Below are 22553 nucleotides of genomic sequence, written 5' to 3'. Positions count from 1 at the left end.
TTTATTTCTCTTTATTGACATATTTTTCGACTAATTCCATATGCTCTTCATACGTCTTCGCATAATAGACTTTTCCTGTTGAAATGTCTGCAACAAAGTAAATGTAATCATTCTCAGTTGGATCAAGGACTGCTTGAATTGCTTCTTGACTTGGATTATCGAATGGTCCAGGTCCATAACCAGTGTTCGTATAAAGGTTATAAGGTGAATCTACTTCTGTATCCTTGATAGTTACAACTTCTTTGTGTTCACCTAACGCATAAAGAATAGAAATATCTGACTGTAAAGGCATTTGAGCTTCAATCCGATTAAAGAAGACCTGTGCAATCTTCTTACGATCCGACTGCGTAACTCCTTCTTTTTCAACTAGTGAAGCTAAGGTCATTACTTCTTGAACATTTAACCCTTTTTCTTTAATTTGACTATAATAAGGCGTCAGAATTTGATTGGTTGTATCAACCATTTGCGTCACTAAGTCTTCCAGACTCCTGTTTTTATGCACGTTATAAGTTGCAGGGAATAGATACCCTTCTAGACGATAGCGAACATCCTTGGCATTACCAGCATCTGTCAGTAAGTCTGGATACTGTGCCTTCAACTGATCAAAGAATTTCTCATCCTTCATTACCTTGATAAAATCTTCTTTCTTGAAGTCGGTCTTCTTCGCAACTAAACTTGCGATTTTATCAACATCATAGCCTTCAGGAACTGTTAATTTAGAAGCGTCATCCAATGGTTCAGCACTTCCACCTTGCTGCAGCTCTTTACTAATTTGATCCAAAGTCATATTTGGTGAAAATTGATAATACCCTGCTTGGAAATTGGTCAGGTTTTTGAATTTCGTGTAAAAGTTGAAGACCATCCCATCTCGGATAACATCACCATCTTCTAAAATATCCCCGATTTGACGGTTAGATGAACCACTAGGTACCTCTACTTGGACTAATTTTTTATCATTTTTATCTAACGGCTTCAATCCAGCGCTCACGTAATTGTATCCTGAGATTGCTAGAATGCCTGCGACGATCAAAATGCCAATCGTCAATATATAAACTATCTTTCGGACGACTCGATCCTCTTTGCGACGTTCTGCTCGTTTCAAGTTGCTCTCCTCACTTAAATCCCCATCAAATTCCTCATCCATTTGACGTAATTCTTCAAATTTCTCGCCAATTCGCTGGAAAATTGATGGTTCTTCTTCCACATGCTCATTCGTAAGAGATTCTTTTTCACTTTCTGCTTTCGATTCCTTTTTTGATGGAACTGCTGTCGCAGATTTTCTTGAATCGTTAGAATGCGTGGTTGATTTTTTATTCTGATTTTTAGAAGATTTCTTTTCTTCTTCAATAGCTTTCTTTTTCTCAGCCTTAATTCGTTTGTTTTCTTTTCGTTCTTCAGACTTTGAAATAGGATCACTATCGGAAACCTTTTTTTTCGGAACCGCTTCTGTTTTTGGCTCTTTTGGTGGCTTCTCTTTTTTTATTTCCTTTTCAGATGATTCAGACTTCTGCTCAGAGGCAGTTGTATCCTTCTTATCTCGTCTATTACCAAATAAACGCTCATAGGACGAAGCCAAATCGTCATCGTCGTTTGCATCTTTTTTTACTTTCGAAGATTCCGGTCTCGTGTGCGTTTTCTTTGTTGCGTCAGCTTCACGATTTTTTCGACCTTCTTCTAAAGCCCGCATAATCTGCTCTTTAAAAGATCCTTCTTCTGAGTGTTGGTTTTGATCCTCAGACAAAAACAACTCCTCCTTACTTCATGTCATAACTTAAACCATTATACATGAAATGAAAGAGGAGTGAAATGTAAAATTTATTTAGTTAAGGAAATTATAGATTTTCTAACTTGCTTTGAGTTTTAAAAAAGGCAAACAGAAAAACAAGGGTAATGATATGGCTAAAATGAACACATATCTGAGACTAAATGCCACAGGTGTTGCAACCATTATCGATAACCATGTTAAAAAACTTGGGAGATAACCTATCCATAAGATCTTTCTTTTTTGTATCCAATAAATGTAAAAACCAATAATCATCAAACATAGGAGTGTACCTGAACCAAAAAAATTCCGTTTATTTATAACCTGTTGCATTACATTACTTCCTGTAGCAAGCTTTATCAAATCAACTTGTTTTATTTTCAGATCATTATTTTGAACTCGAGTATCTAAAAATCCATAATAATTTTTTTCAAATGGAGCCCAAAAACCATATGTGTTGAGTAAGTAGGCATCTATATAAGTTTTAAAATTTTTTGGTAGTAATCGTGCCCATACCTTTATGAATCTTAATGGCTCATCGTTCAACAACCGATTATTAAATTTCGGATTCCACTTAATCGAGTCAGCTAACATAGGAGAATACTTTTCATACTCAGAGATAGGTAATAGTTGATTTAGATACTTTTTGTCTTCCTTACCTATATCCCCTTTCAAAACTACAGTTCTACTTACTTGTTGCAGTGGCACACCAAATGATTCGGCCATAGCTGTTGGAACAGAATACTTTGATATTAAAGGATTAATCATAAGGAAGGTAATAGCAAAGTAGGCACCAAAAATAGAAATACTTTGACAATATTTTTTTTTCCTAATTAATACTACTGACAAAACAATCATCATTATAAATACTATATATAATCCATTATTTCTATAAAAGGTAGCTAATACTCCAGAAATTACTAAGGTAGCCATCATCCAATTACTTTGTTTCTTAGCAACAATCACATCTATACATTTTAGTGAGAACAAAAATAAATAACTAGAAAACAGCGTGTCTTTTTGAACATTCAAAGCATAGATAGGAAAAACTGGAGCAAAAGCAAAATAAGATAAAAATAGTAATCTCATGTAAGAGGATATACTATATTTTTTAAGCCAAAAAATAAAGTAAGTTAGAATACCAGCTACTATAGTCGTTTGCGTTAATGTGTAAATAAAAATAGATTTGTTCAATCCTAGAAAAGAAAAAGTTCTAATAAAAAACCTTAAAAATAATGTAAAAACAATTGGATGATGATTAGAAAGTTGTTGATTACCTAATGCCTGATTTATTGAGCTTAATGAGTCAGGTAATACAGTTCCTGGGTACAACGAGAGTAAATATGGTCCCCAGAAAACTAAAAGTAACAGGAAAACTATTATAGGATTATTCAAAAAAAAGATATTACATTTTTTTTTCTCAGTAAAAATTTCCTTAGTGTTAATTAAACAATCTAGGCAATTTAAAATGAAAGCAATAATAAAAAAAGCACAAATAAAAACTAAAAACATTTTAACGAAATTGTTTTGGATATAATTATCCTTAGGGAACGCACTAACAAAAGTAAAGTGAATTTGATTTCCTAAAGCAAACAATATAGCTAGTAATCCAGAAAAGACATATTGATAAGTCTTAAAACTACTTTTTTTATTAAAAGGACTTAAGATCATTATCAAACATATGAGAAATATAGTCTTAAAAAGAGTTAATTTAGTAAGGATTCCTAAAATCAACACTGCCAAAAACAGACTAAAAATAGTCAGTATGTTTTTCTTACCTAAAGAGTCAATCATATTTCTATTTCCTTTTTTTTAGAATTGAAAAGGGAGCTGATAATATAGGATAAAAAAGACAATAGTGAAAAGACAGCTATTATTTGCAATCTATAAGTAAACCAATAATGAACCTGTGAGTGTCCTGCTAAAACAGTATACCAAATGTAAGGATATACAACCATTAACAATATATATAGGCTATTCAAACTGATTCTACTTATTATATGCTCTCTTTCCTTTATAAGTATTATTATTGTAAGAATAATCGTACATGCTATGAGGACTACATAGAATTTATTGAACATAGTATTTATATTGTTTTCGTACATATAAATTCTATTTAGAGGAACATTCTTATCCCCTTCCGTTCTGAAAATGATAGTTCTAAACGCATCTGCTAAAATATTCTTTCTTAAAACTAATGATGCGAGTAGCCACTTACTCAACCAAGTTATTCCATATCCTATTCCCCAAGAAAAAGAATTAAGTAAGATAGATTTCAAATAGTTAAAAGAAATTTCACTAGAAAGACTTATCTTTTTCAAATTTAAATAAAATACTGTAATTAAAGGAATTCCTAATGTAACTAAAGGTACTGTCAATAAATCGAAAAAGTTTGTTAATGAACCAATAGTTAAAAAATAGAGAAAATACTGTTTATTAGAAATATCCTTCTCGGAATTTTTCAACAAAAACATATTGAAAATTAGCATCACGAAGAATACATTTGAAAACTGCATACTTAAGAAGAAGATGTAAGTTCTTATAAAGTATAAACTAGACAAAAAACTAAACGCTATAAATATATCTAGTTTTTTTAAATATAAATAAAAATTTATACCTATCAATAAAACTAAAATTAAACCATAAATCTGTCTAATCACTGAATAATTAAATACTATTAACAACGGTCTTAAAAAGATTTGATAACCATGCCAGTACCTGGGATAGCCATTAACAAACATTCCTTGTTTTATAGAACTCTCTTTTGTTCCTCTGGCTTTATCAATCATTATTTTATCTGTAAAATTATCTAATCTAGTAGCTTTTTCATCAAATAAATTCACCGAAGGATACTCTTTTTCTTTATTTAATGCTGCCATGGAGTCTGCTACGTTTTCATTTATACTTTTACTGGGAATCATATAAGTCAGTGTCATTCCAAATACGTAAAATATGAGTAGACCACCTAATAATTTTATAATTTTCTTCATTTTACGTTCCTTGTCGCATAAATACGGTACAAGTTTAATTCGTAATCTTTTTTATCGTTAGTAACAACCGTATCTAATATCAACCCAGTTACTAAAAGTAACAACGAGAGAGTCATTAAACCTGTGGCCAAAATTGCAGATGGAATTTTGCTTATGAAGCCATCACGTACAAACTCTGTAATTACCGGGATACCCACTAATATACTTAATACGAAAAACACCAAAAACCATATAGAAAAGAAAAATAGCGGTTTATAATCCTTGAACATCTTAAAAATTGTCATTAAAACTTTAATTCCATCAGAAAAAGTATCTAGTTTAGACTCACTTCCTTCTGGTCGATCGCGGTAATCAATAGGTATTTCAACTAACTTAAATCTCTTATCTAAAGAATGAATCGTAAATTCAGTTTCAATTTGAAAACCACTGCTCATGACAGGAAAACTCTTAACAAACAGCCTGTTGAAACCTCTATAACCAGTCATCACATCTTTAATATTAGCTTTATACAGCCAATTGATTGAATTTTTAACTAAGTTATTCCCAAAATCATGGAAAGCTCTCTTATTTTCGTTAAAATATGTTCCATTGGATAATCTATCACCAATAACCATGTCTGCACGATTTTCTTTTAAAGCTCTTAATAACTCGTGACAGGCTTCTGCTGGATAAGTATCATCGCCATCTACCATTAAATAGAAGTCTGCCTCAATGTCAAAAAACATTTGACGTATTACATTTCCTTTACCTTGCCTTGGTTCTTTTCGAACGATTGCTCCCTCATTCAATGCAATCTGATATGTGTCATCTGTTGAATTATTGTCATAAACATAAATATCTGCACTTGGTAGTTCTTTTTGAAAATCATTAATTACCTTTTTAATTGTCATCGCCTCGTTATAACAAGGAAGCAATATTGCAATACTTTCTGTCATTTCACTAATCTCCTTAAAATAAACGCTAATACTAGAATACTAAAGTTCCCAAATTATTTCCATACGTAATCAAACGAAATTGAAGTATCTACAAAAAAGGACATTAACTTGAATTTATGGACCAATTCAAGTTAACTTCCCACATTAAATCAAGTTTTCAGATTTCAAATATTTCTTCATGCCTTCTTGAACACTAAAGTTAGGTTGATAACCTAATCCCTTCAATCTAGAAATATCAGCAACTGAATCTCTAATGTCGCCTTCTCTCTCAGGCTCGTTCCTAACAGTTAACCTTACATTTAGTGCTTCATCGATAACGTCAATCAACTCATTCAAAGTAATCGCACTACCAGTACCAACATTAAATTGTTTACCTAACGCTTCCTCTTTACTTGCTACTAACAACAATGCTTGAATGACATCCTCAATGAAAACAAAATCACGAGATTGTGATCCATCCCCGAACAGCGTAAACTCTGTATCCTTTTGTTCCTGTATCTTTTTATACCGATCAACCAGAATTGAAATGACACCACTATATGGTGATTCTGGGTTCTGGTTTGGTCCATAAACGTTAAAGAAGCGTACCGCGCTTGTATTTACACCATATAGGTGATTGTAATCCAACACGTATTGTTCAGCAGCAAATTTGTCAACTGCATACGGAGTCAAAGGCCGAATTACTGATTCTTCTTTCTTAGGTAACGTGGGTTCATCACCATACACTGCGGCTGATGAACTGAAGACTAAACGCTTCAAATTATTTTGGTACTTTCTGATCAACTCTAACAACATTAGAACACTTTCGAAATTGATTTGATGCGTTTCCACAGGTCTCTCAACAGAATCAGCCACACTAGCAATTGCTGCTAAATGGAAAATATAGTCAAACGTATTATTTGAAAGAACTTCTTGCATGAGTGACTCATCTGTAACAGAACCATTGATAAATTTGAGATTTGAATTGTTATCTAAGTTCTGTTTTTTTCCCATAGATAGATCATCAACTACTATTACTGAATTTTCTTTGGATAAATGATTCGCTAATGTAGAGCCTATGAAGCCAGCACCGCCAGTTATAAGATAGTTTTGCATATTAATCCCTCATTTCATTTATACTTACAAATTCTACTAATAATTTCTACTATTAATCGATGTTATTCGCACTATTCACTCGACCTAAAAATAGCCAAAAAATGAAAGTTCCGACAGTATTCTCATATACTAACTCATTATTTAAACATGCATACAAAGCATACATTAACAGGATCAAACAATAAAAGAATCTATAGTTAGAAACTTGAAAGCTTTTCTTTGAAATTTTTCTTATATTCAGAATAAAACTTCGTAATAAAAAGGAAAAAAATGTTATAAATCCAAGTATACCTGTGGAAGTTAAAATATTTAAGTACGCATTATGAATTGCAATTCCTACCTTAGCAATGTAGCCATTCGGAAGAACTTCCTGCGCGTATGTAACTAAATTTTTGGGAGATATTCCAATTACCATATTCGTTTTAAACAAATCAAATGCACTCTTCCATATTGTTAGACGAGCATTCGAAACATCTGCATTCTCGGCTACATCCTTTCTCACCAAAGAATCATTAGGGAAATTATTTACATTAACTTCGTTCCCACTAAAATTAGCTGTAGATTTATCTAAATTAATCCCTTTTAAATGCGGTAATATTTCTTGGAACCCCCATTTTGTTCCATTGTATATTCCTATTAGCATAGTTATGGATAGAATAGAATAAAAACTGGCCTTTAAAAATCTATAAAAATAGTTATCGATATTTTTTTTCTTTATCATAATTATAAATATAGCTATAAACAAAACTGCTATACTTATCAAATAGGTGGATCTAGATCCACTCAAAACTATATATATAAATTGTAACGGTAAGCTACACATCAATATAGCTTTTGAAACACCACGTACTCTTTTATGATACAAAAAAAACAAAGACAAAACTATCACTGCTAAAGCAGCTATAGCTCCATTGTTTATATCAGAATACACCCCGAACAGACGAGATTCTAAAAATCCCACTCTAATTCTATGCCTAGCATCATAATACTTCTCATATCCAAACTTACTAAAAAATAGCACCATCGAAGACATAGACAAAACGAACCAACTATATATAAAACTCAAACTAATTCTATTAAAAAAAACTTCGTTATTGGGATTGTCAAATGCAAACTGGTAAATCACAAAATATTGTAATACAGCCCACATTATAGTTTTTAAATTTTCGCTCATTCCATATTGTCTGTTAACAAAGGTTGTAATAACTAAAATCACTATATACAAGGACAATAGTATATTATACGGAAAATTCCTTCCTCTTATATTTACAAACACATCTAACAGGAGTAACAAAATACCTAAAATACCTAATATTCTAAAGAAAATACTATCAAATGTTTGTGGTAGTAAGCTATAAAAATTGATAGCTCGAATAACCATACCTATAAAAAACAAGTATAAGTAATATTCACGCCAAGAATTTATTTTAGAACCTATATAACTCAATTTATTTTCCCTCCAAAACTAAATCGTTAAGTAAAGATTTCCATTTTTGAATAATTATATTGATAGAGAAATCCTTAGACCTTTTCAATGAAAGATTCTGATAATTCTCAAGAAGTGAACGATCATCGATAATTTTATTTATTTCTTTTCCCATTAAGGAAACATCATTGTTTGGTACCAAAACCCCATATTTTCCATTAGACAAGATTTCTTTTCCACCGTTGTGATCAAAGCTAACTATAGGTACTCCAAAAGAAATTGCCTCAATCATTACTAGTGGTAGGCCTTCGGTTCGTGAGGTGGAAATAAAAATCGAACTATTTAAATAGTGCTCAACAAGATTTTTACCATATAATGGTCCTACAAAATTGATTTTCTTTTCGACTTTATTTTTTTCAATCAAATCCTGTAATTGTTTTTTTTCATCTTTAGTTCCATCCCCAGCAATACGTATAACCCAGTTATCAGGAATAAAGTCAGCCAATTCGCACAAATAATCAATTCCTTTTACATTAATATCTAGACGAGCAGTAAAAGATATAACATTATCAGACAGTTCACTAACACCGTGTTCTGATAATGTTAAAGGATTATATATAACCTCTGCATTAGCACCATACTGAGATACAATATTTTTTACATCATCAGATAAGCAAACAACCCTATCAACTTGCTTAAAACTGTTTTTAAAAATCTTTTTATAATATTTAGCAATATGATTTAAACTATACTCTGGATCTGAGTGCATCCAAGTGATCATTTTTATACTTGGAAAATTTTTTTTGATAAATGAGGAAAAAAGAACTGCAGGAATAAAAGTATTAAAGATTATCACATCAGGATTCTCTTTTTTGACAATCTCTTGCAAAAGTCCAAGTTCTTTTTTTACATACTTATCTGGTGAAAAATAGCCATATCTTTTAAACTCCAAATACTTCATTGATTTGCTAATATACTGCGAAAAGAAATTTTTTTCTCTAAATATATTATAGTAATTACCAGAGCTATCAGGTCTAGCACTTTCTAAATATGAAATGTAAAAAACTTCATTTCCTTCACTTTGAAGTAAGTTACCTATATAGGTTGAAACCTTACTAGCGCCACCCAGTTCAAACGCTGGAGATAATATTCCTATCTTCAATTTCTCACCTCCGAATAATCTTCTTAACAATTCCCAGAACAAATTTAAACTCACTACTTTTAAAATACAGTGCTAAATAAATAGCTAATGCTAAAACAAAAGTAAAAAAAATCCGAAAAATTAATCCGATTAAATCTGCACTAAAAACTAACAATTGGAAATTATTAAATATATATATAATTAGCATTGATAATATAAGATGAAAGAAATATTTAAAATACTTTATTGCCTTTTCTCTCATTTTTATATTGAGGGAGTAACGAGAAACTATATATATCTCAAACCAGAAAACAAAGCCAATAGACGATATTATGGTGCCTAAAAGAACCCCGTTAATTCCCATTTTAAATACTATTAAAAATATCAAGGAAACTAGCAAGTTCATGCTTGCTTCAATAATGGGTTTATATCTTTGCTGCCAGTAAAGTCCGAATGATTCAATAAAAATAATATTTGTATTTCTATAAACTTGAACTACAAAATTTATCATTACTAATGTAACAGTCATTAATGGTAAAGTGAAACTTTTACCTAACCATAAACTAACGAACGGATTGATCACATTAAACGTTATTACAGAGAAAAAATAAATTAGTGTATGATTCACAAATAAATGGTTATCATATAATTGATTCGCTCGTTTACTATCCCCAGAAACAGCAAAATTTCCTAAACTTGCAGTGATTGAATTAGTAATTTGTTTACACAAGTTCTGTATACTGACTATTATTAATGAATAGTTAGAGTATATCCCGACCGCTGTTAATCCTACAAAACCAGAAATTAGTATATTATCAGTCCCCATCACAATAACCCCACCAAGTTTCGAGGACATATTTCCTATAACATTCTTCTTTATTTCTTGCTTCAATTCAGGTTCTATTTTCTCTGGAGTAACTTTCTTTAAAAACGGATATTTTCTATCTGTAATAATAGAAATACTAATATTTCCGATCAGCGTAAATAAAATCTGAGTGACCAAAAAAATAGTGAAATTTTTAAACAAGTATAAAAAGATGATTTGGATAACATTTAGTACTAATAGAAAAACAAAATCGTTCAATGCCACTAAATAGTTTTTTTGATCCGCAATAATTAAGGAACGCTTATATGTAAAGAAGTAACTCACGACAGAATTCATCAAGAAAAGTATATAATAAAGATAAATATTTATCATTGCTATATTATTGCTATCCTTTATTATCAGGGGAAGGAGAGGAATAATAATTAGTCCGATAATACCTACTGCTAGACCTATCATCTCATAGGCTTTTTTATACAGTCTTATGAGTGACACTATATGTTTCTCATCATTTTCTGCTAATGGTTTGTATAGAGAAAAAACAATGGAAGTACCTATACCTAATTCAGCTAAAGAGAGGAAACTCAAAATATTACTAAATAGCCCGTTAAGTCCTAGATACTCAGCCCCTAGATAATGAATAAAAAAGCTTCTAGCTACAAATTGTATTAATAGTCTAAATATATAAATGAACATCGATATAGATGAATTAAGGATTGAATATTCTAATCTGCTCTTTTTCATAAAAAATAATTATCCACTTTCTTTTAATTCTTGGCCTTCAGTAAATTATACTGATACTTTACAGGGAGTTTATACATTGTTGTTCCAAACAATAAAAACAGTAATGATATCTTTCTCCCCTTTGTTAATCTATCGTTACTCATAATAAATGAAAAATTATTAAGTAAAAACTTTCGAATACTTTTTGAAATATTTTTGGATTCTCCTGATTTATCAGAAAGTACTAATTTATCAAGAACAATAAAATTTGCCCAACACACACGAGTGTGTACTTCGGTTTTAAACAAAGGGTATTTTTTTGATATCCATTCTTCATTAGTTTTCCAAACTTTGATAGTATCTAAATCTCTGGGAGAAAAATTTTTGCTAGATATACTTTCATCTCTATGAAAATAGAAATATTTTTGATTAGTATCAACTATTATTTTTTTGCACTGATCTAATACTTGAAAAATTATTGCTGCATCTTCTGTAATGATTCCAACTGGATACCTAATCATTTTGAAAAGATCTCGTTTATATAGTTTATTTACTGCATGAACAGAAACCAACTTAGCTTCTAAAATCATTTTTATCATTTCATCCTTAGTACAAACTTTTCTAAACTCAGGTAAAACTTTAGGAGTCTTCTGTTTATAAACGTCATAGATTCCACAAATAGATAAATCCGCACCTTCCTTTATAATATTGTTATGCAGAAGTTCATACATATCTTCAGCAATGTAATCATCACTATCAACAAAACCCAAATATTTTCCTTGAGCAACTTCGATGCCAGCATTTCTTGCGCTACTTAGTCCACCATTTTCTTTATGGATTACTCTGATACGAGAATCTTTTTTGGCATATTGATCACAAATAGCACCAGAATTATCTGGAGATCCGTCATCTACTAAAATTAATTCAAAATCTCTAAAAGTTTGATTCAAAATAGAGTCAATACATTTTCTAATATATTTTTCTACATTATAGACAGGAACTATAATACTAATCTCACACATTAAAATCTCTCATTTCTAATTAATTCAACGGTGTTTTTTAAAGATTCAGTTAAACCAAATATAGGTTTCCATCCCAAACTATTGATTTTTTGGGCATCCAAAATAGCTTGATTTGCCGCTGAGAAGCCTCTTTGCTCTTCTTTATCTGGTAAATCAAAAACGATTTCCTTTTTATTTAGTGCTGCTAATGATTGAGCTAAATCTTTGAGATGTAAATCGAATTCTGAAGATGCAATATTATATGCTTCACCATTTTCTCCATTTACTAATAAATAAAGTAACGCATAAACTACATCTCCAACATACGCATAAGAAAAATATTGATTTCCTTCACTTTTTAAAACAATATCTTCATTATTAACGGCGTTCATTATAAACTGAGATGAAGCCTTTGAATCATTCAGCAACATCGTTGGCCCAAAGGTACGACAGATCCTAGGGATAACAACATCTAAACTATATTTAGAAATATAAGCTTGGCACAGACTTTCACTAGCTCGTTTGCCTTCTGGATAGCCTGCTCTTAAAGTATTGCAATTAATATATCCACAATAATCCTCTGTAAATTTCTCAACATCTCCACGATTTTCACCATAAATTTCAACCGTAGAAAGGAACAGGGTACGTTTTGAATTATTGTTAACTGCAAAATTTAAAACTTGTTGAGTCCCCATTAAATTAGTCATTATTGTACCAATAGGATCTGATGCATACGCTCTTGGATGTGTATTACTAGCTCCATGAAATATATAATCTATCTCTTCGTCAAGGTTAATTGGCTGGGTTACATCTCCCTCAACCACATCAAAAAAGGAATTCCCAAGATACATTGAAAATCGCTCTTTCAAACGATTCTTACTTCTTCCCATTGCATAGATATGAATATTTGACTCATATTGCTCATTTCTCTTCATCAAAACATCAATCATATAAGAACCAATCATTCCAGTAGCACCAATGATTAAAAATGAATGATTATCGACTTTGCTCCAATCATTTTTAGCATCATTGATTCTATCCAACTCAGCACAATAGATTTCATTATCTAATAGCAAACTTACACCTCTAATCCTTCATCTTCAAATATGCTTTAAACAGTTCCAAATCGTCTTGCGTCGTTAATTTAATATTTTTATCTGAACCTGCTGCAAAGTATAGTGTCTCGCCAAGTTCAACCATCATAGTATTTGTATAGGAAGAGTCTGTCATTCCTATGTCTTCTTTGATTGCTTTATCATAAGCCCAACTCAATTTACCAAACTGATAAGCCTGTGGTGTTGAAACGCGGCGTAAAGTATTACGGTCAATATATTGCTTCGTAGTTTCTTCTGTATCTTTCAAGAAAATTTGTTCATTGTAGGGCAAAGATGTCACACCATTCCCGTGTTCTTGACATTTTACAATGACATCAGACAAAACAATTTCATCTACTAATGGGCGAATACCATCGTGAATAATAATAGTATCATTTTCTTCAGAATAATCTTTTAAAAATTGTACACCATTATTGATAGATTCCTGTCCTTTTGAGCCTCCAGGAATGATCCATTGAACTTTTTTTAAATCATATTCCTTAATATATCCCCAAAGTGTTTCTTCCCATCCAGATTTACATACAACTAAAACGCGATCTACTAAAGGGTGATGTTCAAATGACTCTAATGTATAAATAATGATTGGCTTTCCATCAATAGTAATAAACTGTTTAGGGATATCTTGTCCCATTCTTTTTCCGACACCGCCGGCAATAATTAATGCTGTAATCACTTATTTATCCTCCTTATTTGTTAAATAGTAGATACCTTCATATTTTTTGTATGAGTTGTCTGGATCGATAAATGCTGTCTCATGATGTGCCACCCGTTGATTTTCTGGAGGTAACTTCATGTAGTCCCCAAATACACTTGACAGATAGTTATCATATCCTATTGGTATTGGTAGCTCTACATCTTCAAAAGCCGTTTTCTTCGCAGCGGAAAAATCTTTTTCAGGGTAAACATTTCCCATATATCTAGGCCCAACACATAACTCTGTTACAAAACCAGTAGTTGTAGATTTGTATTTCATCATTTTCTTTTCAGCGAATTTCCAAACGTGATACTTATTTAGTTCAGTAGGAGCCAATGATAGAAGGAATTTGCCTAATCCAGCAAAAAATTTTCCGTGATTTTGTGGAATTTGTTGACTGCAATAAATAGCATATACTAAAGCCCAAAATTTTTGGATTTTCCTCTGATAGCCTTTCACTGGTGCTATATCCAAAGGAAAAATATCTATTTGAATCCCATGATCAATATTTAAATCAGTTTGATAAGTTTTTATAAAAGTAGTTCCTTTATCACGTAGAGTAGTAAATGAATTGCGGTCATTATAATCTTTACTGGCCCTTAGTAAAACATATTTATCATTGTTTTCTTGATCTTTCCAAAGTTCCATCAACTTCTCATAATCATTTCTTGGCATAAAAAAATCTAAATCATCATCCCATGGAATGAATCCTTGATGTCTGATCGAACCAATAGCGCCACCACCACATAAATAGCATAGTAGACCATTTTTATCGCAAAAATCAGAAAAATATTTAGCAAGTTTCAAACTAGTCTCTTGTACTTGACGTAATTGTTTGTCTTCACTGTACATGAAATCCCTCAATCGTTAATATTTTCTTTTCAATACTGCCATTACCCCAGGCATTTTAGTCTCAATAAATGCGCCTGTGCTGAGTACCATAGTGATAATAGGCGTTGGCATATTAAAAAGTAATTTGGTTACTTTTTTTATTGTTGTATCTGTTGCTGCATTTTTCCTTGCTTCTAAAATCGATGAATCCTTTAATATGTTATTAATCTCGATTTTTTTTTGTGTTTTGCTAATTTCTTTTGTCTCTAATATAGAAAAAATTACAGAGGTCGTTCCCTTGAGTAACAGGGCACTCATTCCCTCTTTATTGGCATTATCAGTGATAACGTTGCTCTGCTCATAAAACTCTTTAAACGTAGAAAATTTCTCTTCATGGTATTGGTTGGTTATTCCTTCTCCACCGTTAAACTCATAAACATATTCAATCTTTGAATTCATAATAACTAGCGAGCATTGCTTGTAGTAATCCAAATTAAAAATTCGATCCTCGCAACTACGATAGTTTTTAAAACGTATATTATTGTCCATAATGATATCTCGCCGATAGCATTTATTCCAAACAACATACATCAATTGCTTATTCATTAATTCGTACATATCAGATAAAAATTCTTTATTACTATCATAAACATAATCTTCAACTAAATATTCTTTTTCGTCAGCAACCTCTTCTTTGCTGAGCGTTCTAAAGATAAACGAACTAATGATTAAATCTAGCTTTTGATGTTCAGAAATAATTGAAGAATAATCCTCTAAAATGGAACTCTTTGGAAAATCATCCGCATCGAAAAACAATAGATAATCTCCACTTGCTTGCTCAATTCCATAATTTCTAGCAAGTCCTGGGCCTTCATTTTTCTTAGTAATTAAAAGAAATCTAGAGTCATTATCAATACTTTTCCTTATTTCTTTTTCTGTCCTATCAGTAGATCCATCATTGACCAATAAGAATTCAACATTTGAATATTCAAATTTCTTTAAAATATTAATGGTTTTAGCAATTGTATTTTCAGCATTATAGATCGGAATAATAATACTAAATTTTGGTGTAGACATTCTTTCACCCCAAATTATTGAAGAATTCTCTCTTTCGGAAAATCCATTTTATCTAACGATGTACATAATTCATCTTCTTCTAATCCTTGCGAAGAGACTTTATCAAACAGAATTTTGATTGTTTGTAACAGGATTTTTAAGTCGAGCATGAAGGAATATTTTTTGATATATAGCAAATCGAACTTCAACTTACTATTATAGTCAGAGGCATATTTCCCATAAACCTGAGCATAACCTGTAATTCCAGCACGAACATTGTGTCGCAAGTAATAATAAGGATTTTCTTCATTGAACTGCGCAACAAAGAAAGGTCGTTCAGGACGCGGTCCAATGATCGACATATCTCCTTTTAGAACATTGATCAATTGTGGCAATTCGTCAAAACGAACAGCGCGAATGAATTTTCCAACAGGTGTTACACGTGCATCATTACTTTTCGCCAAAACGGGTCCAGATTTGGACTCAGCAGTCGCACTCATTGAACGAAATTTATAGATTGGAAATTCCTTCTGATCTTGCGTGATTCGAATCTGTTTATAAATTATTGGTCCCGGAGAAGTTGCTTTCACCAGAATTGCAGTGATCAACATAAAGGGTGAAGCAATCACTAATAAAATTAACGATACAACGATATCAAAAAGACGTTTCAACATGGCATCTTCTGATGGAATTCTAAAGCCCGAAGATTCAATAATACTTTCATCTTCGAAGTTCATAATATTGGGATTGATAGTTACCAAATTCTCAAAAGTGGTATTTAAGAAGAGTTTCTTTTCCATCTTCGTTACTAATTGATAAACTTTTATCTTTTCAGATTCTTCGATTTCTGATGCTAAATAGACAATATCCACATCATCAATGATTTTACTCAAATTATCAGAAAAGTGATCCAACACGACAGACTGTACCTTATGTTTATTATTTTTTTGTGAACTAAAATTCTGAATTGCTGGTGCTACATCTTTTTCAAAACCAAGAATCGTCACCTTTTTATCTGAACTCAATCTCATATAAGCTTTATAAATAATTGTTCGATAGATAATCAATAAAATCGTTCCTAATAAAAAAGAAATGAGGATAACTGTCCTTGGAAAAGCAAACCATCGTCCTGCGAAAGTAATGATCATAATACCCAAAGACATCAAGAATTGTCCAATGACTGTGACAAAAACAATATCACTAACGATTCTATTGTAGAACACATAGGTTCCTAACAAAACATTTAAAATGATAAAGAACACTGAAATAAATAATGCAGAACTCTCAAAGGTTTGAAAGTTTCTTATTGGGATGACCCCGTCAAATTTCAGCCAAAAACTAAAATAGACAGAAAGGTTATAAACGATCACATCCATCAAAATAATAAAAATTCGACGGGCGGCGCTCCATTCGCCACTTTTATTCATACAAACACTCCTAATCCACGAAATAATCCATTACACATCTTACCATATAGCCTATAAAAAGAGTAGCTTTCCTAAGAAAAGTAATAAAAAAGAAAAGAACAAAAAACAGTCAAAATCGATTTTTTTTGACTGCTTTTTCTTTGTGATTCAGTTGAAAATTTAACTATCCTTTTCTTTAACTGGAAAAGTTCACTCATTCTGATTTTCTAAATAGTATTCACTTTTTATAATCTAACCTCACCGAAAAATCTCCGCCAACCCGTGTCAAATTCGGATTATAATACGGATCGTTCTCAATATAATCAGTCCAAGTGTCTTCCATATACTTGGTTTCCTTTTCGAAGCGTGCTTGTTTTTCTGGTGTGTTTTCGTATCCTCGGGATTGAGATTCAAAATGGTACAATTCTACTCCGTGGAGCCACACATTGTTGTGGCCTTTCTCGTATTCTTTTAGGCATAAATCAACATCGTTGAAGGCCACAGTCAGCTCTTCGTTGAATCCGCCGATTTCAACAAAATCTTTAGCACGAATCATTAAGCAAGCAGCTGTAACGGCTAAGTAATCCACATTTATTTCCAATTTCCCGAAATAGCCGAAGTCTCCTCGTGGAAAGGTATGATGTCCGTGACCGGCCGCACCGCCCATTCCTAAGATAACTCCTGCATGTTGAATGGTATTGTTTGGATAATACAATTTCGCACCGACACAGCCGATTCGTTCGAACTGCGCGAAGGATACCATTTTCGTCATCCATTCTGGTGTGATCACTTCAGTATCATTGTTTAAGAATAGCAGATATTTTCCTTTGGAAACTTTTGCAGCTAAATTATTGATACGTGAGTAGTTAAAGGGAATATCAATTGATTCCACAACAAAACGATCACCCAGCTGTTTTTGATAATCGGCATAAAGCTCCTGCATTTCAGGCTGATCACTGCCGTTATCTGCCATCACGATTTCATAATTTGGATACGTCGTTTTTTCAATGATTGAATCGATGCAGCGTTTCACATCGTCGTAGCCGTTTCGTGTAGGAATAATCACGCTGACTAGATCTTCGGAAAGGACTTTGTAGTCTACATCGTATAGTCCATTTCCTGCTGCATGATTCACAGTCGCTTGAATTCCTCGGCGAGTGATTGCGTTTTGAACAGCTTTTAATCCAGCATCGAAAGCATAACTCTTCGTTGATTGATCTGCAGCGGTCGAGCTTGGTAAAATACGCCAGTAGTATAGAATTTGCGGGATATGCGCAATTCGATCAGCGGTTGTTTGTTCAGTGAAGCGTAAGACTAGGTCGTAATCCTGTGAACCTTCGTAGCCTACACGGAAGCCGCCGATTTTCTCCATGATTGAACGACGATAGACGCCAAGATGGGAAATATAATTTGTCCCTAACAATAGGTCAGGTGACCAGTCGGGTTTGAAGGCTGGATCAAACCGTTTGCCGGCCATATCGATCTTGTCTTCATCACTATAAATCAAGTCCAAATCAGCATTTTCGTTTAATCGCTTCGCTACTTCATACAAGGCGATCGGTGCTAACTCATCATCATTATCTAATAAAGCAACGAATTCACCTGTCGCGATCTCTAAAGCCGAATTTGTCGCCTTAGAGATGTGCCCATTTTCTGAACGGAAAACAATTTTGATTCGTGAGTCTTGTGCCGCATACTTTTCTAGTAGCGGTCTTACTGCAGCGTCGGTAGAATGATCGTCTGCCATGCACAGCTCCCAATATGGATAGAATTGGTTCTGAACGGATTCGATACATTTAGCCAACCATTTTTCTTCCACATTGTAAACGGGCATTAAAATGGAAATTACAGGTTGATAGCTGAAGTCATGGATTTCTGCTTTGATGGCTGCTACATCCCAATTTTCATTTTCAACGATCCACTGTTGGTAGCTTTCATCGGATTGTTTGTCCTGCTCCAACTTGATTCGACGCAGCGTACTTTTTAATCCATTGCGTTTTAGATAGCCTAAGCCTTTACGTGCTTTCCCATACAAAGACTTGAATTGAGACGGCTGCTTCGGCTCTTTCATAATATTTTCGTTTGGGATAAAAGCTTGCGTCTGTTTTCCCGCTTCAAAATGGAACTCGATGGACACTTGTTCTGCCGGATCTTTGACTTCGATCTTCAGATTAAAGCCCATTTGCAGGCTGGCACTGGTTTTATGTGCGGCAGCTACATCTGAGCGAGAATACCATTCGATTTTCTGGCTAGTTGTATTTCCAGCAAGTACTTCAATCGTTGGTACTTTTTTTGAAACTAGATCCAGAGCCCAGCCAGTGATCTCTAACTGCTTTGTTTCTGGATGAAAACTGCATTGATCAATGCAAACTTGTTCATTTTTTTCCATCGGATTAGCCTCCTATGCTGAATTGATTTGGATTGATCAATGGATCGTTCAATTCTTCAGAATATTTATTAGTCAAAGCCTCGTAGGCCTCTTTTTTTACATAAAAATGATTTTCGCCAGGATAACGAACTTCAAAGTACGGATCAAAAATCAGCTTCTTATTCTTTTGCGCTAAGCGAATAGAGAAGTCGATTCCTGTGATTGCTGCTGGTAAGTTTAGATCAAAACCGCCTAATGCCAAAAAGTCTTCCTTACGAAGAATCAATGCATCTTCTGTTGCCGTGTAGATCTCACGCGGCAGCGCTGGACGGAAATAGGTTCCGATCGTCTTATTAGATAGTCCCTGCTGTTCATAAATAATCCGCTCATTCGCAGGATCGATAATAACACCACAATTCAAAATCGCGTCATCTTTGCTGATGACTTTACCGGCAACCGCGCCTGTATGTGGTAAGCGAACAAAATTCATCGCTTCTTTTAGCCAAGTGTTTTGTGTTGGTGCTAGGTCTTCTGCTAAAAAGACTAGAAATTCTCCTGCTGCTTCATCAGCCAATTCATTTTCGTTCTTGCCTGTAAAGCTTCGGACACGCTCATCTGTTGCTTTAGCAGTATTTGTCAGAATTTCAAAATCGCCCCATTCTGTTACAAGCAGCGATTCCAGCTGTTTCTTCCCTAATTGTCCGTTTACTATGATGGAAACTTTGGGTTCTCTTTCATACTTAAAATCAATTTTGTAGGCGCCATAATTTTTAGTCATGGTAACCACACCATCAAGTTGACGACGGTCAAGTGCCGCCTGTAACGCATTCTGTCCAGCGACATAAGCATATTCTTTACTTTGAGGATCCATCGCTACAGAGGTTTCGATGGTGCGCCAATGATAAAGAATATTTGGAATATGATAGATTTTTTTAGCCGCTTCGGTAGCTCGTAAGACAAAGTCGTAGTCTTGACTGCCGTTAAACTCTGTTCTCAGACCCCCAACAGTTTCTACGATAGAACGCTTCACCACTACGAAATGAGTGATATAATTATGCCCCAAAAGCAGCGTCTCATTCCAATTTGGTTTAAAAAATGGATCGAAGCGTTTGCCGCTCATGGATAATTTATCTTCATCTGTATAAATGAATTCTCGTTGCTGGTCTTCATTTAGTGCGTTTACTACAGCTAATAATGCTGTGTCCCCTAAAATATCATCATTGTCTAAAAAGCCAATGTAGTCCCCAGTTGCAATCTCGATCGCTGAGTTTGTCGCTTCTGAGATGTGTCCATTTTTTTCTCGCAGCACGATTCTTACTCGCTCATCCGCTGCTGACAGCTCCTGCAGTAGCGGTTTAATATGCGCTTTTGGTGACGCATCATCTGCTAAGCAAAGCTCCCAGTTTGGATAAACTTGATCCGTCAACGATTTCACGCATGCTCGCAGCCATTTTTCGTCTACATTATAGACAGGGACCACTAACGAGATTTTCGGTTGGAACGTTAATTCTTTTGATGCTTCGATCAATTGCGTGCGTGTAGGTTCTTCGATCTTAGTCATCCACTCTTCATAGTCAGCACTTTGCTGTTTTGAACGTTGATAGTTTTTCACCGCACCAGAAAAGCCATTGCGCCGAATAGAACCAAGTAAGTGTCGGATTTTTCTTGTGACTGGTGTCGTAGCAACTTTTGCTTGTTTTGCGACAATTGGATAGACCTGATCTTGATCATCTATTATTAGCAGCTTGATCTCTTCCAGTACTTGCATCTGTTTGATGGTCAGAATAAAGCCAAATTTTTCTGTTGAATCCACGCCAAAGACTTCGTTCACGTCCGGACGATAGATCGCGTTAACCTGTACCTGATTCATTGAGTAAGCCAGTAAATAATCTAACGGCATTTGTGTCTTTTCTGAAAAGCCCCAGCCCTTAATAATCGCTTCGTTCTCATTCTCATTATTTTCAATTGACTCAATCGTCAGTTTGATTCCTTTGAGCTCCCCGTTGGCTTCCACAAAAGGAATATTCTTCAATTGGTATTGATACTGATCAAAATAGTTTAACTTCAACGTCAACAAACGATTTTTGGCTTTCTCATTTGCGACATCTTCCATTACTTTCACTTCAGAAGGGAAGAATTCTTCTTCATTTAATACGTTGACATTCACAGTATATTCTTTTCCTGCTACTTTCGAACCGTCAATTACTACATAAGGTTCTTCGGTAACATCTGGAAACATTAAAAGATCCTCTTGATACCAAGAAGCATTGGTTTCTTCGATCTCTAGTAATTTATTGTCAACGACGACAGACAATTGAATTGCGGCAGGAACTTTCCCAATTACGATCCGTAATTTTTCTGTATTCACTGGTGCGTGATGAGTCGTCGTTTTGTTTTCGGCAGTTTGATTATTAAAAATATATGGCTCTATTTCAAATTTGCCATCGATCAAATATGCCAGCTGCATCTGCTTATTATAGTTTGAATTGATTGGTTCCACTCGTTCGGGCTTTTCTACGGGCTCTTTACGCAAGGCATAGAAGTACTGATAAACCTCGCCAAAGGGACGATTTTTGAAATCGTAGCGCACCATTTGCGGCAATTCCTCATAGCTTGCTGGCAGTTCATTTTGTCCTACCTGGGAATACGTGAAATCTTCTCGACGAATCGACAACCCAATCCGCTCAAACAACTCTTCAAATCCATGCTGGGTATAAAAACTATTATGCGTTTGGTCTAAGAGGCCATATTGCTTCCAGCCTAATTTATTATTGAAGAGGTCAATCAGCACGGAGTTATGCGCCAAATTGGGAAAAGTGAGTAAGATCTCCCCATTTGGCGCTAAGAACTTGCTTGCTTCCTGCAGCGCTTTTTCCGAATCTGTTAAATGCTCCAAAACATCGGCAAAGATGATGAAATCAAATTTCTTGTCTGCAAAATGATCGTTCCATTTGTATTCTTCAATGTTTCCTAAAAAGCCGTCCTGGGCAAAGCCCATGACGTGCTTAAATAAGACCGGATCAAATTCAACGATCGATACTTCACATTTTTTTTCATTGATTAAATATTGGGTCATGCGCCCATTTCCGGGACCAAATTCTAAAACAGCAGAGCCATCTGTGATCTGACTGATGATTTTCCCCACACTTGTATGTTCCTCAAGCGACAAATCAAAATCATACTTCAT

The 22553-nt window shown here is 33.8% G+C and carries 16 protein-coding genes; all 16 read right to left on the bottom strand.

Annotated elements, in window-relative coordinates; genetic code table 11:
- Position 1 precedes the first annotated feature (1 nt).
- Positions 2-1144, bottom strand: a complete 1143-nt coding sequence (mltG, locus tag RV13_RS07365) for an endolytic transglycosylase MltG (RefSeq protein WP_174520504.1) — start codon at positions 1142-1144, stop codon at positions 2-4.
- A 699-nt stretch (positions 1145-1843) separates the two neighbouring features.
- Positions 1844-3556, bottom strand: a complete 1713-nt coding sequence (locus RV13_RS07360) for a DUF6020 family protein (RefSeq protein WP_060789107.1) — start codon at positions 3554-3556, stop codon at positions 1844-1846.
- Positions 3553-4752 (bottom strand): hypothetical protein, encoded by a 1200-nt coding sequence (locus RV13_RS07355; protein ID WP_249024464.1) that lies wholly within the window; start codon positions 4750-4752, stop codon positions 3553-3555. The genes RV13_RS07360 and RV13_RS07355 overlap by 4 nt, the downstream gene beginning before the upstream one ends.
- Complete coding sequence (locus RV13_RS07350) at positions 4749-5687, bottom strand: glycosyltransferase family 2 protein (protein WP_060789108.1); 939 nt, start codon at positions 5685-5687, stop codon at positions 4749-4751. The genes RV13_RS07355 and RV13_RS07350 overlap by 4 nt, the downstream gene beginning before the upstream one ends.
- A gap of 144 nt (positions 5688-5831) precedes the next feature.
- The gene (locus RV13_RS07345) at positions 5832-6782 is read right to left on the bottom strand and encodes an NAD-dependent epimerase/dehydratase family protein (protein WP_060789109.1); all 951 of its coding nucleotides are present in this window, start codon (positions 6780-6782) and stop codon (positions 5832-5834) included.
- Positions 6783-6834: 52 nt separating this feature from the next.
- On the bottom strand, positions 6835-8229 hold the full coding sequence (locus RV13_RS07340) for an O-antigen ligase family protein (protein WP_060789110.1): 1395 nt from the start codon (positions 8227-8229) through the stop codon (positions 6835-6837).
- A gap of 1 nt (position 8230) precedes the next feature.
- A complete protein-coding gene (locus RV13_RS07335) occupies positions 8231-9370 on the bottom strand; it encodes a glycosyltransferase (RefSeq protein ID WP_071875958.1) in 1140 nt (379 codons plus the stop codon).
- A gap of 4 nt (positions 9371-9374) precedes the next feature.
- Positions 9375-10916: a lipopolysaccharide biosynthesis protein gene (locus tag RV13_RS07330; protein WP_060789111.1), complete on the bottom strand. Its 1542-nt coding sequence runs from the start codon at positions 10914-10916 to the stop codon at positions 9375-9377.
- Between the two features lie 23 nt (positions 10917-10939).
- Entirely contained in the window at positions 10940-11917 is a 978-nt protein-coding gene (locus RV13_RS07325) for a glycosyltransferase family 2 protein (RefSeq protein WP_060789112.1), read from the bottom strand.
- Positions 11917-12972 (bottom strand): NAD-dependent epimerase/dehydratase family protein, encoded by a 1056-nt coding sequence (locus tag RV13_RS07320; protein WP_060789113.1) that lies wholly within the window; start codon positions 12970-12972, stop codon positions 11917-11919. Before RV13_RS07320 ends, RV13_RS07325 begins: the two co-directional genes overlap by 1 nt.
- A gap of 10 nt (positions 12973-12982) precedes the next feature.
- A complete protein-coding gene (locus tag RV13_RS07315) occupies positions 12983-13684 on the bottom strand; it encodes an IspD/TarI family cytidylyltransferase (protein ID WP_060789114.1) in 702 nt (233 codons plus the stop codon).
- On the bottom strand, positions 13685-14557 hold the full coding sequence (locus RV13_RS07310) for a LicD family protein (RefSeq protein WP_060789115.1): 873 nt from the start codon (positions 14555-14557) through the stop codon (positions 13685-13687).
- Positions 14558-14572: 15 nt separating this feature from the next.
- Positions 14573-15613: a glycosyltransferase family 2 protein gene (locus tag RV13_RS07305; protein ID WP_060789116.1), complete on the bottom strand. Its 1041-nt coding sequence runs from the start codon at positions 15611-15613 to the stop codon at positions 14573-14575.
- A gap of 14 nt (positions 15614-15627) precedes the next feature.
- On the bottom strand, positions 15628-17019 hold the full coding sequence (locus tag RV13_RS07300) for a sugar transferase (RefSeq protein WP_060789117.1): 1392 nt from the start codon (positions 17017-17019) through the stop codon (positions 15628-15630).
- A gap of 217 nt (positions 17020-17236) precedes the next feature.
- The gene (locus RV13_RS07295) at positions 17237-19387 is read right to left on the bottom strand and encodes a glycosyltransferase family 2 protein (RefSeq protein WP_060789118.1); all 2151 of its coding nucleotides are present in this window, start codon (positions 19385-19387) and stop codon (positions 17237-17239) included.
- Positions 19388-19391: 4 nt separating this feature from the next.
- Positions 19392-22553, bottom strand: a complete 3162-nt coding sequence (locus RV13_RS07290; protein ID WP_028020286.1) for a glycosyltransferase — start codon at positions 22551-22553, stop codon at positions 19392-19394.

It is taken from the genome of Enterococcus raffinosus, assembly GCF_001886185.1.
Lineage (GTDB): Bacteria > Bacillota > Bacilli > Lactobacillales > Enterococcaceae > Enterococcus_A > Enterococcus_A raffinosus.
This window is presented reverse-complemented; position numbering and strand designations above follow the sequence as displayed.

Bases quoted from the DNA above. Each gene is read 5' to 3' on its own strand.
- RV13_RS07355 (WP_249024464.1), bottom strand. From the start codon at position 4,752: ATGAAGAAAATTATAAAATTATTAGGTGGTCTACTCATATTTTACGTA.
- RV13_RS07350 (WP_060789108.1), bottom strand. From the start codon at position 5,687: ATGACAGAAAGTATTGCAATATTGCTTCCTTGTTATAACGAGGCGATG.
- RV13_RS07325 (WP_060789112.1), bottom strand. From the start codon at position 11,917: ATGTGTGAGATTAGTATTATAGTTCCTGTCTATAATGTAGAAAAATAT.
- RV13_RS07310 (WP_060789115.1), bottom strand. From the start codon at position 14,557: ATGTACAGTGAAGACAAACAATTACGTCAAGTACAAGAGACTAGTTTG.
- RV13_RS07290 (WP_028020286.1), bottom strand. From the start codon at position 22,553: ATGAAGTATGATTTTGATTTGTCGCTTGAGGAACATACAAGTGTGGGG.
- RV13_RS07330 (WP_060789111.1), bottom strand. From the start codon at position 10,916: ATGAAAAAGAGCAGATTAGAATATTCAATCCTTAATTCATCTATATCG.
- RV13_RS07360 (WP_060789107.1), bottom strand. From the start codon at position 3,556: ATGATTGACTCTTTAGGTAAGAAAAACATACTGACTATTTTTAGTCTG.
- mltG (WP_174520504.1), bottom strand. From the start codon at position 1,144: ATGGATGAGGAATTTGATGGGGATTTAAGTGAGGAGAGCAACTTGAAA.
- RV13_RS07300 (WP_060789117.1), bottom strand. From the start codon at position 17,019: ATGAATAAAAGTGGCGAATGGAGCGCCGCCCGTCGAATTTTTATTATT.
- RV13_RS07295 (WP_060789118.1), bottom strand. From the start codon at position 19,387: ATGGAAAAAAATGAACAAGTTTGCATTGATCAATGCAGTTTTCATCCA.
- RV13_RS07305 (WP_060789116.1), bottom strand. From the start codon at position 15,613: ATGTCTACACCAAAATTTAGTATTATTATTCCGATCTATAATGCTGAA.
- RV13_RS07345 (WP_060789109.1), bottom strand. From the start codon at position 6,782: ATGCAAAACTATCTTATAACTGGCGGTGCTGGCTTCATAGGCTCTACA.